Consider the following 15823-nt stretch of genomic DNA (forward strand, 5'->3'; position numbering starts at 1 on the left):
CATTCCTCGTGTTAGCGCGCACAATAGGAGTTCCAGCCTCACCTCCTCCGAAGACGAAAGAGCCCCGTCATGTCCCGTACGCCCCTGTCCACGTCGCTCGATGCCTTCGAGGTGTGGTTCGTCACCGGTAGTCAGAACCTCTACGGGGAGGAGACGCTGCGCCAGGTGGCGGAGCAGTCGCAGGCCGTCGCCGACGGGCTGAGCGGGCTGCCGGTGAAGGTCGTGTGGAAGCCGGTGCTCAAGGACTCCGACAGCATCCGTCGCCTCGCCCTCGAGGTCAACGGCCGCGATGACGTCATCGGCGTGGTCGCGTGGATGCACACGTTCAGCCCGGCGAAGATGTGGATCGCGGGTCTGGATGCGCTGCAGAAACCGCTCCTCCACCTGCACACGCAGGCGAACGTCGAGCTGCCGTGGGCCGACATCGATTTCGACTTCATGAACCTGAACCAGGCCGCTCATGGCGACCGGGAGTTCGGGTACATCCAGACCCGCCTGGGTGTCGCCCGCAAGACCGTCGTCGGCCACGTGTCGAACCCGGTGGTGCGCCGGCAGGTCGAGGACTGGCAGCGTGCGGCGGCCGGGTGGGCGGCCTCGAGGACACTGAAGCTGGCGCGTTTCGGCGACAACATGCGGTTCGTCGCGGTCACCGAGGGCGACAAGACCGAGGCCGAGCTGCGGTTCGGCGTGCAGGTCAACACGTGGGGCGTGAACGAACTCGCGGATGCTGTGGCCGCAGCATCCGACGCGGATGTCGACGCGCTCGTGGCCGAGTACACCGCCTCCTACGACGTCGCCGAGGAACTGCTGCCCGGCGGTGCCCGCCACCAGTCCCTCCGTGACGGTGCGGCGATTGAGATCGGGCTGCGTTCCTTCCTGGAGGAGGGCGGGTTCGGCGCGTTCACCACGTCGTTCGAAGACCTGGGCGCGCTGAAGCAGCTGCCGGGACTGGCGGTGCAGCGTCTGATGGCCGAGGGGTACGGTTTCGGCGCGGAGGGCGACTGGAAGACCGCGATCCTCGTGCGCGTCGCGAACGTCATGGGTGCGGGCCTTCCCGGCGGCGCGTCGCTGATGGAGGACTACACGTACGACCTGGTGCCCGGCGCGGAGCGCATCCTCGGCGCCCACATGCTCGAGGTGTCGCCGTCGCTGACGACCGCGAAGCCGCGGCTCGAGGTGCACGCGCTCGGTATCGGAGGAAAGGAAGACCCGGTGCGCCTGGTCTTCACCGCCGACCCGGGACCTGCGCTCGTGGTGGCGATGAGCGACATGCGCGACCGGTTCCGCCTCGTGGCGAACGTGGTCGAGAACGTCGACGCCCCCGACCTCCCGAACCTCCCCGTCGGTCGTGCGGTATGGAAGCCGCAGCCCGATTTCGCGACGAGCGCGGCGTGCTGGCTCGCCGCCGGGGCCGCGCACCACACCGTGATGACCACGGCGGTCGGTATCGAGGTGTTCCGCGATTTCGCGGAGATCGCGAAGACCGAGCTCGTCGTCATCGACGACGACACGACGGTGCGCGACTTCCAGCGCGAGCTGCGCTGGAACCAGGCCTACTACCGCCTCGCCCAGGGGCTCTGACATGGCACGCGTTCCCGTCTCCGGCGAACAGCACGTGCTGCGCGCCGGAGAATACGACGCGATCGTCGCAAGTGTCGGGGCATCGCTCCGGTCGCTCACCCACCGCGGTCGCGACCTCGTCGTGCCGTTCGGTGCCGACGAGCTCCGCCCCGGCTTCCGCGGGGCCACGCTCGCTCCCTGGCCCAACCGCATCGTCGACGGCCGCTACACGTTCGACGGCGAGGAGTATCAGGTCGCCCTGAGCGAGCCCGATCGGGGCCACGCGCTGCACGGACTGCTCGGGTGGAGCGACTTCAGCGTGACCGACAAGGGTCCGAGCCACGTGACGCTCGTCGCCACCGTCGAACCGCAGGCGGGCTACCCGTGGCGCGTCGAGGTCGAGACGACCTTCGCCCTCTCGTCGGAGGGGCTCACCCAGTCGGTCACGGCGCGCAACGACTCCGCGACGTCGGCGCCGTGGGGCACCGGACCGCACCCGTACCTGGTCGCCGGAGACGGGCTCGTCGATGGGTGGACCCTGACGCTGCCCGCCGCCCAGGTGCTCGAGGTCACGCCCGACCGCCTGTCGCCCACCGAGCTGTCGCCCGTGGGCGTCGACGCCGACCGGTTCGACTTCCGCGTCGCCCGCACCCTCGGCGACGTCGAGATCGACCACGCGTTCACCGCGCTCGAGCGCGGCGACGGCGGACTCGCGACCGTGACGGTGACGGATGCCGCGGGCAGCGGCGTTGCGATGGACTGGGACGCCACGTGCCCCTGGGTGCAGATCCACACCGCCGACGTCGACGGCGATCCTGCGGCGCCCGGTTACCGCATCGGACTCGCGGTGGAGCCGATGACCTGCGCCCCCGATGCGTTCAACGATGCGGCGTACACGTTCGACGCCGGGCTCATCGTGCTCGAGCCCGGCGTCCAGCATCCGGGTGCCCGGTGGCGCATCCGCGCGATCGGCTGACCCGAAGAGTGTCGTGTATCAGTGCCCGTCGTGCGTCACGACGGGCACTGTGCCGTCGTCGGTGAGCAGCACGGCATCCTGCGCCGCACCGAGCGCGGGGGTGACGATGACGGCGATGATGGCCGCGGCCACCAGCATGCCGAGGATTCCGCGGAGCGTGCCGACGTCGCGGGGCTTGTCGGCGCCGCGGCGCACCACGACGGCGCAGGCACCGCCGACCACCAGCAGCAGGAAGGCGCCCGCCGCGATCGCGTAGACGCCGGTGTGCGAGGGGGCGACGGCGAGGAGTCCGAACATCGCCAGCACGCCCGCGACGGCCCCGGCGAGGGCGAGGCGGGGAGCGATGAGACGGGAGGCGACGAGGTTGGCGCCGCCCCAGAAGAGCGAGAGGATGCCGAGGCTGACCAGCACCACGCCGGCGGCGCGCTCGGTGAAGCCCGATGTCGCGCCGACGATCGCCCCGGCGCCGAGGGCGGCTTGGATGAGTCCGGCCCCCCAGGCCGCGACCGATGGCCACGACCCGGTGAAACCGGACGACCCCGCGGCCGGTCGGGCTCGATGAGCCGTCACGACCGCGGGGGTGTCCGCATGAACAGTCACGATGGAGAGTCGCTCGCTCAGATCGCCGCGGTGCGGGGGACGTTCTTGTCGGCGGCGAGGCCGACACCGAGCAGGACGACCGCGCTGGCGAGGTGGAGGAAGTGGTCGGCCACGTTCAGCGCGAGGATGTTCGCGGCGGTTCCGACCAGGAAGAAGCCGACGACACCGAGGAGCAGGTAGACCGCGCCCACGGTGGTGTTGACGCCCTTCGCGGCACGGACGTTGGCGAGGCCGGCGATGAGGAGCGCGGCGCCGATGAGGAGGTGGGCGATGTTGTGCAGCGGGTTCACCTCGAAGATGCCGAGGAGGAGGCCTCCGTCGGTGGCGATGAAGCCGACGCCGCCGGTCACGGCGAAGCCGAGCAGGCCGACGAGCAGGTAGACGGCGCCGAAGACGGTGGCGACGATGCGATTCGGTGACGAGCCCATGAGGGACCTCCTTGTTCAGGATGCGACCGGCGCCGCATCTGAGAATGATTCGTACTGGGAGGGAGATCGGATTGGGCGTTCTCCCAGGTTCGAAGCTATGGCCTGGTCTGGCAACGAATCGCGGGGGTTGCGCGCGCCGGTCTGACGCGGTATTCGCGCGCTGTCACACTTCTCGCATGAGGTTCGAGACGACTCTTTCCCAGAGCGGGAACAACACGGGTATCGAGGTGCCCCCGGAACGGATCGAGGAGCTGGGCGGAGGCAAGCGCCCCGCCGTGATCGTGACGGTGAACGGGTTCACCTATCGGAGCACGGTCGGTGTGATGGGAGGGCGCCACCTCATCCCGTTCTCGTCCGACAAGCGCGCCGAGACCGGGCTCCGCGGGGGAGACGCGATCACGGTCGAGCTGGCCCTCGACACCGCTCCGCGGACCGTCGAGCTGCCGGACGATCTCGCGGCGGCCCTCGCCGAGGCCGGTACGCGAGACCGCTTCGACGCCCTGGCGCCGAGTCGGCGCACGGCGCACGTCGCGAACGTCGAGGGTGCGAAGACCGCCGAGACGCGGGAACGCCGCATCCGGTCCATCGTGGCGACGCTCTCCGTCTGAGCCCGGCCGCGGTCGCGCTAGCCTCGTGTGGAGGAGGTGCGCCGTGGGCAAGACGTCGGATGCTGTCGCCGAGGGCGTCTCGATCGCCGCAGCGGCCGCTCGACTGATCGTGCGCAACCGCATCCTCGTCGACACGATCGCCGATGGCGGCCAGTTCGACGCCGACGCGTTCGGCGAGATCACCCGCGAGACGCTGCTCGGACTCGCCGCCGAGCAGGAGCGCGCCGCCGATCGGGCGCGGCGCTTACGGCGCGGCGCCTGGGGCAAGTTCTCGACGTCGTCGGGCACGCACGACTACCGTGACCGCGACACCGCGAACCTCCGCCGCCGTCGCAAGCAGTACCTGGGCGTGGCATCGGAGCTGCGCGACTGGGCGGGCGATGAGGCCCGAGTGAGCGCGTTGCTGGAGAGCGCGCGCGACGCCGCGTGGGGCGACGTGGAGTCGAACCTCGCCCGTCGGCTGAACGTCGAAGCGATGACGGCCGACTCCGACCCCGAATACGAGACGATGCGCAGAGCGCGCATGGATTCGCTGCGCATGATCGACCTCGCCCGCCTGGCCTCCCAGGCCAAGAAGAAGGCCCAGAAGGCCCGCGCCGACGACGCCTGATCGCCCGTTCGCGCACCGCGCGCGGTGAGACACGCGAATCGGCCGAGACGCGCCGCCTGGCGTGATGTCTCGGCCGATCCGCGTGTCTCGCGCGGAACGACTACCGCCGCAGGGCCGCCGGGCGCGCGATGTCGAGCGCCTCGAGCAGGTCGCCGAGTCGCCGGTCGAGCTCGACGCCCGCCTGGGTGAGCTTGTTGAGGCCGAAGCTCGCGAGGTGCGGGCCGGGCTGCTCGAGCGTGAGCGCGACCTCGTCGCCCCGCGCGACCAGCAGCATCCGCACCGGAAGGTACAGCAGCGCGGTCGGTTCGATCCGGTGGATGCGGGCGGCCGCCGCCCAGTCCATGAGCAGGTACCCCACGGCCGCAGCATCCCTTCCCGCCACGCTCAGCACGCGACCGAGGTCATCGCTCGACAGGCGAACGAATCCGTTCGGCGCCTCCCACGCGAGTCCGCGCACGAAGTCGTCCCACGGGGTTCGGCCGCCCGCGACCGCGTCGAGGTCGTCGCGGTCGAGCTCGGGCACCTCGGCCTCGATGCGGGCGCGCAGTTCGTCGAACGGCGCGGCGACGCGGAGGCTGATGCGGCGTGCACCGTGGTCGGCGGCCTCGTCGGCGGTGCGATAGCTCATCACACCCATGCTCCCAGAGCTCGGGCGGCCGAGGGCCCGCGTGAAAGTCCACAGCACCCGGACGCGCGCTCGGTGCGCTCCGGGTGTTGTGGACTCTCACCCAGAGCGAGGGCAGAGAAAAAGGCTCCGGCCCCGCTTTCGCGAGGGCCGGAGCCTGTCACTGTCTCAACACAGTGTGCGCCCGAAGGGACTCGAACCCCTAACCTTCTGATCCGTAGTCAGATGCTCTATCCATTGAGCTACGGGCGCGCGACCCCCAACACGAAACGGTGCGGGGGCCTCGAGCGAGCTTACCCTACGCAGAACGCGCTCGCGAATCGAGACGGATGCTGCGGTTCAGTCGTGCTGCGGGAAGCCCAGATTCAGGCCGCCGTGGGAGGGGTCGAGCCAGCGCGAGGTGACGGCCTTCTCTTGCGTGAAGAAGTCGAACCCGTGCGTGCCGTAGGCCTTCGCATCGCCGAACAGCGACGCCTTCCACCCGCCGAAGGAGTGGTACGCCACCGGCACGGGGATCGGCACGTTCACGCCGATCATGCCGACCTGCACCTCGTGCTGGAAACGGCGAGCGGCACCGCCGTCGTTCGTGAAGATCGCCGTGCCGTTGCCGAAGGCGCCCGAGTTGATCATCTCGAGACCCTCCTCGTATCCGGCGACGCGGATCACCGACAGCACCGGCCCGAAGATCTCCTCGCGGTAGGCGGCCGAGGCCGTCGGCACGCGATCGAGCAGGGTCGGTCCGAGCCAGAACCCGTCGGCGTCGCCGTCGACGGCCACGCCGCGCCCGTCGACCACGACGTCCGCCCCGTCGCCGGAGGCCACATCGATGTACGACGCGACCTTGTCACGGTGGGCGGCGGTGATCAACGGACCCATGTCGGTGCCGCGGGTGCCGTCGCCGATCGTGAGCCGCCCCATGCGCTCGCGCACCTTCTCGATGAGCGCGTCGGCGACGGTGTCGACGGCGAGCACGACCGACACGGCCATGCAGCGCTCGCCCGCCGAGCCGAAGCCGGCGTTCACCGCCGCGTCGGCGGTCAGGTCGAGGTCGGCGTCGGGGAGGACGAGCATGTGGTTCTTCGCGCCGCCCAGTGCCTGCACGCGCTTGCCGAGGCGGGTGCCGGTCTCGTAGACGTACTGAGCGATCGGCGTCGAGCCGACGAACGAGATCGCGCGCACGTCGGGGTGCTCGAGCAGGGCGTCGACCGCCGTCTTGTCCCCGTGCACGACCGAGAAGACGCCGTCCGGCAGGCCTGCCTCCTTCAGACGGGCCGCCATCCAGTTCGCCGCCGACGGGTCTTTCTCGCTGGGCTTGAGCACGACCGCGTTGCCGGCCGCGAGAGCGAGCGGGAAGAACCACATCGGTACCATCGCCGGGAAATTGAAGGGGCTGATGATCCCGACGACGCCGAGCGGCTGGCGCAGGGTGTAGACGTCGACGCCGGTCGAGACGTTCTCGGAGTAGGCGCCCTTGTTGAGCGTGCCGACGCCGCAGGCGAACTCGATGACCTCCAGCCCCCGCGCGATCTCGCCGAGGGCGTCGGAGGTGACCTTGCCGTGCTCGGAGGTCAGGATCGCGGCGAGCTCGTCCTTCCTCGCGTTGACCAGCTCGCGGAACGCGAACAGCACCTGCGTGCGCTTCGAGATGCTCGTATCGCGCCACACGGCGGCCGCGCGCGAGGCCGAGGCGACCGCGTCGGCGACGTCCTGCGTCGACGCGAAGCGCACCTCCTTCTGCACCACACCGCGCGCCGGGTCGAAGACCGGACCCGTGCGGTCGGACGAGCCGGGCCACGGCGCGCCGTCGACCCAGTGGTCCAGCACGACGGTGTCGGATGCTGCGGCAGGGGGAGCGGTGACTGCGGTATCGGTCATGTTGTCCTTTCTGAGGGCGCTCATCAGCGAGCGCGGGCGAGGTCGGTGAAGGCCTCGTCGTAGATGGCGGCGGCCTGATCGACCTCGTCGGCCGTGACCACGCAGGGCGGTACGACGTGGATGCGGTTCTCGGATACGAAGGGGAGGAGCCCCCGGGCGACGAGGCCGCTCTTCAGCGCGCCCATGGCCGGGCCCGACAGCGGCTCGCGGGTGGCGCGGTCGGCGACGAGCTCGAGCGCCCAGAAGACGCCCTCGCCGCGCACCTCGCCGATCACGTCGTGCCGGTCGGCGAGAGCTCGCAGGGCCGGCCCGATCGACTCTGCTCCGACGCGTGCGGCGTGCTCGACGATGCCTTCGTCCGCCATCGCGTCGAGGGCGCCGATGATGGAGGCCGCGGCGAGCGGGTGACCGCTGTAGGTGAGTCCGCCGGGGAAGACCTGCTCGTCGAACGGCGCGGCGATGGGGTCGGAGATGATCACGCCGCCGACGGGAACGTAGCCGGAGTTCACGCCCTTGGCGAAGGTGATGAGGTCGGGAACGACCTCGTAGCCGTCGAAGGCGAACCAGCGTCCGGTGCGGCCGAACCCGGCCATCACCTCGTCGAGGATCAGCACGATGCCGTACCGATCGGCCAGAGCCCGGACGCCGGTGAGGTATCCCGGCGGCGGCACGAGCACCCCGGCGGTGCCGGGGATCGTCTCGAGCAGGATCGCGGCGATCGTGGTGGGGCCCTCTGCCTGGATCACACGCTCGAGATGGCGCAGCGCCCGCTCGCACTCCTCCTCGGCGCTGTTCGCCCAGAACTCGGTGCGGTACAGGTACGGGCCGAAGAAGTGCACGTGCCCGCGGGCGTACTGGTTCGGGATGCGGCGCCAGTCGCCGGTGGAGACGATCGCGGCTCCGGTGTTGCCGTGGTACGAGCGGTAGGTCGACAGCACCGTGTCGCGGCCGGTGTGCAGTCGCGCGAGCCGGATGGCGTTCTCGTTCGCGTCGGCGCCGCCGTTGGTGAAGAAGACCTTCTCGAAGCCGTCGGGCGCCCGCTCGACGATGCGTCGGGCCGCCTCTCCCCGCGCGAGGTTCGCCGTCGCGGGTCCGATGGTGGCGAGGGTCGCCGCCTGCTCCTGGATGGCGCGCACGACGGCCGGATGCTGGTGGCCGATGTTCACGTTCACGAGCTGACTGGAGAAGTCCAGGTAGCGGGTGCCGGCGTGATCCCACACCGTCGTGCCCGAGCCCCCGGCGATCACCATCGGATCGAGGGCCCCCTGCGCCGACCACGAGTGGAAGACGTGCGCGCGGTCGAGGTTTCTCGTGCGGGCGTCGAGGTCTGTCGTGTCGGGGTCCATCGCCATCCTCATCGTCGAGTCGCGTCGTCGGGCCGGAATCCCGGCCTGCTATCGACCATACGGCGTGATCCGCGCGCGGCGCAGGTCACGCCTTCGCCGTCACGTGCAGCTGGAGCGCGGGGATGACGGTCTCGCCGTAGACCCGGAGGGTCTCTTCCTTGTTGTCGTGCTGCAGGTAGCCCGCGAACTGGGTCACCCCGAGCGCGCGCAACCGCTCGAGCTTCTCGATGTGCTCCTCGGCGGTGCCGAGGATGCAGAAGCGCTCGACGATCTCGTCGGGCACGAAGTCGACGTGGTCGTTACCGGCTCTGCCGTGGGAGTTGTAGTCGTACCCGGTGCGTCCGGCGATGTAGTCGGTGAGCGCGTCGGGTACCGATCCGTGGGCGCCGTACTTCGCGACGATGTCGGCGACGTGGTTGCCGACCATCCCGCCGAACCACCGGGTCTGGTCGATCATGTGGGCCCGGTCGGTGCCGATGTACATGGGGGCGGCGACGCAGAAGGCGATCGCGTCGGGATCGCGCCCGGCGGCGGCCGCAGCATCCCGCACCGTTCTGATCATCCACTCCGCGATGTCGACGTCGGCGAGCTGCAGGATGAACCCGTCGGCCACCTCGCCCGTGAGCTTCAGCGCCATCGGCCCGTACGCGGCTACCCAGACGTCGAGCTCGGAGCCGCGGCTCCACGGGAACTGCAGGGTGGCGCCCTTGTACTCGACGGGCCGCGAGTTCGCGAGCTCGCGGATGACGTGGATCGACTCGCGCAGCTCGGTCATCGTCGACGGGCGTCCGTTGGTCACCCGCACGGCGGAGTCGCCGCGTCCGATGCCGCACACGGTGCGATTGCCGTACATCTCATTGAGCGTCGCGAAGATCGACGCCGTCACCGTCCAGTCGCGCGTGGCGGGATTGGTCACGAGCGGACCGACCGTCACCCGGCGGGTGGCCGCGAGGATCGCGGAGTAGATGACGTAGGGCTCTTCCCACAGCAGGTGCGAGTCGAAGGTCCACACGTGCGAGAACCCGTGCGCCTCGGCCAGCTGCGAGAGGTGGATGACCCGCGAGGCGGGCGGATTGGTCTGCAGAACGACGCCGAAGTCCACGGTTCCCCCTAGATCAGGTACTGGCTGAGGCCACGGCGGACGAACCGGCCGTCGCCCTTCGAGCCGAGGTAGGCGCCGTCGTCGACGATCACCCGCCCGCGCGAGAGCACGGTGTCGACGTGACCGTCGATCTGGAACCCCTCCCATGCCGAGTGGTCCATGTTCATGTGGTGGGATGCTGCGCTGATGGCGGTGCGACCGTTCGGGTCGTAGACGACGATGTCGGCGTCGGCTCCGGGCTGGATGACGCCCTTCTTGCCGTACATGCCGAACATGCGCGCCGGGGTCGTGCTGGTCAGCTCCACCCAGCGTTCGAGGGTCAGTTCGCCGGTGACGACGCCCTGGTACATGAGATCCATCCGGTGCTCGACCGAGCCGATGCCGTTGGGGATGGCGCGGAAGTCGTTCCTGCCGAGCTCCTTCTGGCCTTTCATGCAGAACGGGCAGTGATCGGTCGAGACCATCTGCACGTCGTTCGTGCGCAGCGCCTGCCACATGTGGTGCTGGTGGCCCTCGGCGCGAGAGCGCAGCGGCGTCGAGCACACCCACTTCGCCCCCTCGAAGGCGCCCCATTCCGCGCTGAAGGCGCCGAGCTGCTCTTCGAGCGAGAGGTACAGATACTGCGGGCAGGTCTCGCCGAACACGTTCCAGCCCTGGTCGCGGGCCCAGGCGAGCTGGTCGACGGCCTGCTTGGCCGACACGTGCACGACGTAGAGCGCAGCGCCGGTGAGGTTCGCGAGCATGACGGCGCGGTGCGTCGCCTCCTCCTCCATCTGCCAGGCGCGCGCGATGCCGTGGTAGTACGGGGCGATCTTGCCGGCCTCGGCGAGCTGGGCGGCGAGCACGTCGATCGCGGGGCCGTTCTCGGCGTGCATCATCGTGAGCAGGCCCGTCTCGGCCGACTTCTGCATGGCCTTGAGGATCTGTCCGTCGTCGGAGTAGAAGACGCCGGGATAAGCCATGAACAGCTTGAAACTCGTTATCCCCTCATCGACCAGCGAGTCCATCGCCCGCAGCGACGCGTCGTCGACGCCGCCGATGATCTGGTGGAACCCGTAGTCGATCGCGCAGTTGCCGGCGGCCTTCTCGTGCCACGCGGCGAGTCCGTCCTGCACGCGCTCGCCGGTCTTCTGCACGGCGAAGTCGACGATGGTGGTCGTACCGCCCCAGGCGGCGGCCCGGGTGCCCGTCTCGAAGGTGTCGGAGGCGTTCGTGCCGCCGAACGGCAGCTCCATGTGGGTGTGCGCGTCGATGCCGCCGGGGATGACGTACTTTCCCGCCGCGTCGATCACGGTGTCGACGTGCGCGGCGATGTCGAAGCCCAGCAGCGCCGACCCCGGTGCCAGCACCGCGGCGATCGTCTCACCGTCGACCAGCACGTCGGCCAGGCTCGAGCCCGTCGCCGTGACGACCGTGCCGCCCGTGATGAGTGTCTTCATGGCCTGACCTCCGTCGCTCGCTGCGCGATGGCATCGGCGTCACCGCAGGCCCGGGGCGACCTTCGGTCGTCCCCCGCCCGTCCCGTGTCGATCAGGGGCAGGGCCAGCGGTGTCGCCGGTGCCATCGCTCCGGTCGGTCTGGAGGCGGACGCGATACCGGGGTACTCGAGGCGGGCGATGACCCGGGCAGTCGCGGCGCTCACGGCTGCGCGATCCGGGTGTAGGAGTCGGGGCGGCGATCCCGGTAGAACTGCCAGTCGTCGCGCATCTGCCGCACCATGTCGAGGTCGAGATCGCGCACCAGCACCTCCTCGTGCTCGCCCGAGCCGCGCTCTCCGACGAAGTTCCCCCGCGGGTCGATCACCTGGCTGGTGCCGTAGAAGTCCACCGCGAGCTCCCCGTACTCGTTGTCTTCGCGGCCGACGCGGTTGGGTTGCAGCACGAAGTAGCCGTTCGCGACGGCCGCGGCCGGGCCCTCGACCTCCCACAGGCGGTTCGACAGACCGGGCTTGGTGGCGTTGGGGTTGAACACCATGTGCGCGTCGCCCAGCCCGAGCTCGCGCCACCCCTCGGGGAAGTGGCGGTCGTAGCAGATGTACATCCCGACCCGGCCGACCGCGGTGTCGAAGACCGGGTAGCCGAGGTTGCCCGGGCGGAAGTAGAACTTCTCCCAGAACCGATCGAGATGGGGGAGGTGGTGCTTGCGGTACCTGCCCAGCACTGAGCCGTCGGCATCGACGAGCACCGAGGTGTTGTAGTAGACGCCGGTCTGCGCTTCCTCGTAGATGGGGAGCACCATCACCGTGCCGAGCTCCCGAGCGAGGTCGGCGAACCGCTGCACGATGGGACCGTCGGCCGCCTCGGCGAAGTCGTAGTACTTCTTGTCCTGCGTGATGCCGAAGTACGGGCCGTAGAACAGCTCCTGGAAGCAGACGATCTCCGCCCCGTCGGCGGCGGCATCGCGCGCGAAGCCCTCGTGCTTGTCGAGCATCGAGGCTTTGTCGCCCGTCCACGTCGTCTGGGTGATGGCCGCTCGTACTGTCGTCACTGCTACCTCCATGCTGATGGTGGTGGTGCTCGCCCGCACTGCATCCCTACCGCACCTCGGCCGTCGCCACAACGGTCGGGGCCTCATCTACATCGCGAGGCGGATGCCGGGGGCCGCCCCGACGCGTACGGTGAAAGCGATGTTCCGCTCCCTCCGCCCCTACCAGATCACCCTCGATCTGTCGCTCGCCGCTGTGTTCGGGGTGTGCGCTGCGCTCCTCGAGGTCACGGGAGTGAGCTACGAGCAGACCGCCCCCGTCCAGGTGGGCGCGGTGGTGTTGCTCTTCACGGCGGCGCTCGCCGTTCGACGGCTCCAGCCCGGCCTCGCGCTGGGCGTCGCGTGGCTCGCCGCGGTGCTGCAGATGCTCTTCCTGCAGCAGCCGCGACCGGCCGACGTCGTGGTGTTCGCCGTCCTCTACGTCACAGCCGCGTACGGCTCGCGGCTGGTGTTCTGGCTCGGGTTCGCCTCCGCCATCGGCGGCGCCGTGGTCATCACCGTGTACATCTTCGGAGTGCTCACCACGGTGGGCTTCGACAGTCTCCCGACGGCGATCGCGGTGCTCGTCGCCGCCCTGTTCGCCCTCCTGCTCTCGTGGGTGACCGGAGCGCTCGTGCGCACCGCTATCCGCGGTCGCGAGACCCGACGGGCGCAGGAGCTCGCCGAGGGCCAGGCGGCCGCCGAGCAGGAGCGCGTGCGCATCGCGCGCGACATGCACGACGTCGTGGCGCACTCGCTGACGGTCGTGATCGCGCAGGCCGACGGGGCCCGCTATGCGGCGGCATCCGATCCCACCGCCGCCGCGACCGCGCTCGGCACGATCTCGACCACGGCCCGGGCGGCTCTCGCCGACGTGCGGCTGCTGCTCACGCAGCTGCGGCACAGCCAGGCGCCCGGTCCGCAGCCGACGCTCGCCGATGTCGAGGCGCTCTACGCGCAGGTGCGTGCGGCCGGGGTCGAGCTGAGGGTCGAGGTGGATCCGGCGCCCGCCCGCGAGCAGCCCGCCTCGGTGCAGCTGGCCGTCTACCGCATCCTGCAGGAGGCGCTCACGAACGCCCTCCGGCACGGCGACGGTGGCGTCGTCTCGGTGCGGCTGGCGTGGTGGCCCACCCGCGTCGACCTGACGGTCACGAACGGACGGGCGAGCGATCCCGCCCCCGGCGGCCACGGGCTGATCGGCATGCGCGAGCGCGCGCAACTCGTCGGCGGTCGTCTCGACGCCGGCGCCACAGACGACGACTTCGTCGTCCGGGCGTCGATTCCGCTGGGGGTGGACTCGTGATCCGGGTGGTGCTGGTCGATGACCAGGCGCTCTTCCGCGCGGGCATCCGCATGATGATCGACTCGCAGGACGACCTCGAGGTCGTGGGTGAGGCGGCCGACGGCGCCGAGGGCATCGACGTCATCCGCGCGACGCGCCCGCACGTGGTGCTCATGGACATCCGGATGCCGCGGATGGACGGCCTCGCCGCGACCGCCGTCATCCTCGCCGACCCGGTTGCCGATGACGTCGACGGGCCGCCGCGGATCGTCATGCTCACGACCTTCGACCTCGACGAGGCCGCGGCGCGCGCCATCCGCCAGGGCGCCAGCGGATTCCTGCTGAAAGACGCCGACCCCGAGTTCCTGCTCGCCGCGATCCGCACGGTGCATTCCGGGTCGGCGGTGATCGCCGCATCCGCCACCCGCGAGCTGTTCGCGGCCACGACCCCGGCGCCCGTGCCGGTTCCCGCCGCCTTCGAGACCCTCACCGACCGCGAGCGCGAGATCTTCGCGCTCGCCGCCCGCGGGCTCAGCAACGCCGAGATCGCCTCCCGCGAGTACCTGTCGGAGGCCACCGTGAAGACCCACATCAGCCGCATCCTCGCGAAGCTGTCCCTGCGCGACCGCGTGCAGCTCGTCGTCTTCGCCTTCGAGCACGGTTTGGCATGACGCCCGCGCGGTCGCAAGGCCTCTCTGTCTCGGCGCGCATCGCCTAGCTTCAGAGCATGCGACTGGAGCGATTGCGGCACCCGATCTTCTCGATCCGTCGCCGACGGGTGCTGCCGCGGTGGGTGCGCCGAGCCGATCGATCGATCAATCACCGGGTCAATGCGGCCGGCGTCGGACCTGTCGGAGACACGGTGTTCCGCATCGCGTCACGGGCGGCGAACCGCAGCATCCTGTGGTTCGCCATCGCCGGCGTCCTCGCTCTCGCGGGCAGGCCGCGTGCGGCTCTGCGGGGGTCGGCGTCGCTGGTGCTGGCGAGTGCTCTCGCGAACCTCGTCGGCAAACGGCTGTTCGGTGGGCCCAGGCCGCTGTGGAAGGACGTACCGGTCGGTCGCAGGCTCGGGTCCTACCCGACGTCGGCGTCCTTCCCCTCCGGGCACTCCGCGAGTGCGGCCGCCTTCGTGACGGGTGTCGCTCTGGAGTCTCCCGCAGTCGGCGCGGCGGTGGCGCCGGTCGCCGCGGCGGTCGCGTACTCGCGGGTGCACGTCGGTGCCCATTGGGCGTCTGACGTCCTGGGCGGGATCGGCATCGGCGCCGCCGTCGCCGCGGTCGGCGCGGTGATCCTTCCCCCGCGCCGGCCGCGGAGCGAGCCGTCGGTCGCCGAGACGGGCATGCGGGTGGATCTGCCCGAGGCCCGAGACGGCGAAGGCCTGCTCATCGTGCTGAACGAGGAGGCGGGCACCTCGGTGCTGCACGCCGACCCGCGGCCGGTCTTCGCGTCGCGGCTGCCCCGCGCGCGCATCCGGGAGATGGGGCCGGATGACCGGATGGACGACATCGTGCGCGAGGAGGTCGCCTCGGCGACCCCGCCTCGTGTGCTGGTCGCCTACGGGGGAGACGGCTCCGTCGCACGGATGGCGCAGCTGGCGCGGGAATACTCGCTTCCGCTCCTGGGCCTGCCCGGCGGTACCTTCAACCACTTCGTACGCGCTCTCGGTGTCGACGAGCTGGACGTCGGGCTCGACGCGGCGAGCACGGGTCGAGGTCTTCGGGTGGGGGTCGGCTCGCTCGCTGTCGGTGACGACACGCCGCTCACGGTGCTCAACACCGTCTCGGTCGGCATATACCCCGATTTCGTGGCCGAGCGCATCCGACGACAGGCGCGCTGGGGCAAGTGGATCGCCGCCGTGGTCGCCGCCGCGATCGTCGTCCGGCGAGCGCGGCCGATCACGGTGGAGATGGACGGTGAGCAGATGTCGGTCTGGTCGGTGTTCGCCAGCATCGGCCGCAACGATCCGGGCCGCGTATCGACGATGCAGCGTCGCCGGCTGTCGACCGGGGAGCTCGACCTCCGCATCCTGCATGCGCGGGACTCCCGCCTGCGTGCCTTCGGATCGCTCGCCTTCGGCCGACGGACGGCCGCCGTCCTCCGTAAACTGCGCCTGCTGCCTCGGGCGTCTGACGTGGAGCGTCGGGTCGTCGGCGATGTCGCCGTGCGGGTGCTGCTGCGCGGCGGACAGGTGGTGCCCTTCGCGCACGACGGTGAGCTCGAGGACGCCCCCTTCTCGACCGCCGACGGCTACATCCTGCGTCTGGCAGCCCTCTCGAGCGCGCTGGACGTCTACGCGCCCTGAGCGATCGTCATCCTCGCGATGTACGCGAATGCGTCGCTCGGGCGAC

Annotated in this window: 15 protein-coding genes and 1 tRNA gene; 7 read left to right on the forward strand and 9 right to left on the reverse strand. The window is 70.3% G+C overall.

The features are described 5' to 3' along the window. Positions 1-69 precede the first annotated feature (69 nt). Together araA and DEU34_RS01995 are read left to right on the forward strand one after the other, a co-directional pair. Positions 70-1581: an L-arabinose isomerase gene (gene araA, locus DEU34_RS01990; RefSeq protein WP_121148425.1), complete on the forward strand. Its 1512-nt coding sequence runs from the start codon at positions 70-72 to the stop codon at positions 1579-1581. Between the two features lies 1 nt (position 1582). Then, entirely contained in the window at positions 1583-2536 is a 954-nt protein-coding gene (locus tag DEU34_RS01995; protein ID WP_121148427.1) for an aldose 1-epimerase family protein, read from the forward strand. Between the two features lie 18 nt (positions 2537-2554). On the opposite strand, the gene DEU34_RS02000 is transcribed toward DEU34_RS01995, so the two are convergent. Continuing rightward, positions 2555-3136: a hypothetical protein gene (locus DEU34_RS02000; protein ID WP_147423983.1), complete on the reverse strand. Its 582-nt coding sequence runs from the start codon at positions 3134-3136 to the stop codon at positions 2555-2557. A gap of 17 nt (positions 3137-3153) precedes the next feature. Continuing rightward, positions 3154-3564, reverse strand: a complete 411-nt coding sequence (locus tag DEU34_RS02005; protein ID WP_121148431.1) for a DUF4383 domain-containing protein — start codon at positions 3562-3564, stop codon at positions 3154-3156. A gap of 176 nt (positions 3565-3740) precedes the next feature. Here DEU34_RS02005 and DEU34_RS02010 point away from each other — a divergent pair, with 176 nt between their 5' ends. Together DEU34_RS02010 and DEU34_RS02015 are read left to right on the forward strand one after the other, a co-directional pair. After that, positions 3741-4172, forward strand: coding sequence for a YdeI/OmpD-associated family protein (locus DEU34_RS02010; RefSeq protein ID WP_121148433.1), 432 nt, complete (start codon positions 3741-3743; stop codon positions 4170-4172). Positions 4173-4215: 43 nt separating this feature from the next. Next, positions 4216-4782, forward strand: coding sequence for an asparagine synthase (locus DEU34_RS02015; RefSeq protein ID WP_121148435.1), 567 nt, complete (start codon positions 4216-4218; stop codon positions 4780-4782). A 100-nt stretch (positions 4783-4882) separates the two neighbouring features. On the opposite strand, the gene DEU34_RS02020 is transcribed toward DEU34_RS02015, so the two are convergent. The 7 genes from DEU34_RS02020 to DEU34_RS02050 form a co-directional block, all read right to left on the reverse strand. Further along, on the reverse strand, positions 4883-5410 hold the full coding sequence (locus DEU34_RS02020) for a hypothetical protein (RefSeq protein WP_147423984.1): 528 nt from the start codon (positions 5408-5410) through the stop codon (positions 4883-4885). Positions 5411-5586: 176 nt separating this feature from the next. Beyond that, a tRNA-Arg gene (locus DEU34_RS02025) sits at positions 5587-5659 on the reverse strand. Between the two features lie 87 nt (positions 5660-5746). Beyond that, positions 5747-7282, reverse strand: a complete 1536-nt coding sequence (locus DEU34_RS02030) for a CoA-acylating methylmalonate-semialdehyde dehydrogenase (protein WP_121149671.1) — start codon at positions 7280-7282, stop codon at positions 5747-5749. A gap of 23 nt (positions 7283-7305) precedes the next feature. Next, positions 7306-8628, reverse strand: coding sequence for an aspartate aminotransferase family protein (locus DEU34_RS02035; protein ID WP_121149672.1), 1323 nt, complete (start codon positions 8626-8628; stop codon positions 7306-7308). Positions 8629-8713: 85 nt separating this feature from the next. Further along, positions 8714-9730 carry a TIGR03842 family LLM class F420-dependent oxidoreductase gene (locus DEU34_RS02040; protein WP_121148439.1) on the reverse strand — a complete coding sequence of 339 codons (1017 nt, stop codon included), beginning with the start codon at positions 9728-9730 and terminating at the stop codon, positions 8714-8716. A gap of 8 nt (positions 9731-9738) precedes the next feature. Further along, positions 9739-11169, reverse strand: coding sequence for a dihydropyrimidinase (hydA, locus tag DEU34_RS02045; protein WP_121148441.1), 1431 nt, complete (start codon positions 11167-11169; stop codon positions 9739-9741). A gap of 199 nt (positions 11170-11368) precedes the next feature. Beyond that, positions 11369-12217, reverse strand: coding sequence for a nitrilase-related carbon-nitrogen hydrolase (locus DEU34_RS02050; RefSeq protein ID WP_121148443.1), 849 nt, complete (start codon positions 12215-12217; stop codon positions 11369-11371). Positions 12218-12356: 139 nt separating this feature from the next. Between DEU34_RS02050 and DEU34_RS02055 the strand changes: the two genes are divergently transcribed. From DEU34_RS02055 to DEU34_RS02065, 3 genes are read left to right on the forward strand one after another with little or no spacing between them, the layout of a single operon-like run. Beyond that, complete coding sequence (locus DEU34_RS02055) at positions 12357-13496, forward strand: sensor histidine kinase (RefSeq protein WP_121149673.1); 1140 nt, start codon at positions 12357-12359, stop codon at positions 13494-13496. Then, the gene (locus tag DEU34_RS02060; RefSeq protein WP_121148445.1) at positions 13493-14146 is read left to right on the forward strand and encodes a response regulator transcription factor; all 654 of its coding nucleotides are present in this window, start codon (positions 13493-13495) and stop codon (positions 14144-14146) included. The genes DEU34_RS02055 and DEU34_RS02060 overlap by 4 nt, the downstream gene beginning before the upstream one ends. A gap of 56 nt (positions 14147-14202) precedes the next feature. Beyond that, the gene (locus tag DEU34_RS02065; protein WP_121148447.1) at positions 14203-15777 is read left to right on the forward strand and encodes a phosphatase PAP2 family protein; all 1575 of its coding nucleotides are present in this window, start codon (positions 14203-14205) and stop codon (positions 15775-15777) included. Positions 15778-15823: the final 46 nt, after the last annotated feature.

Source organism: Microbacterium sp. AG1240, assembly GCF_003635115.1.
GTDB lineage: Bacteria > Actinomycetota > Actinomycetes > Actinomycetales > Microbacteriaceae > Microbacterium.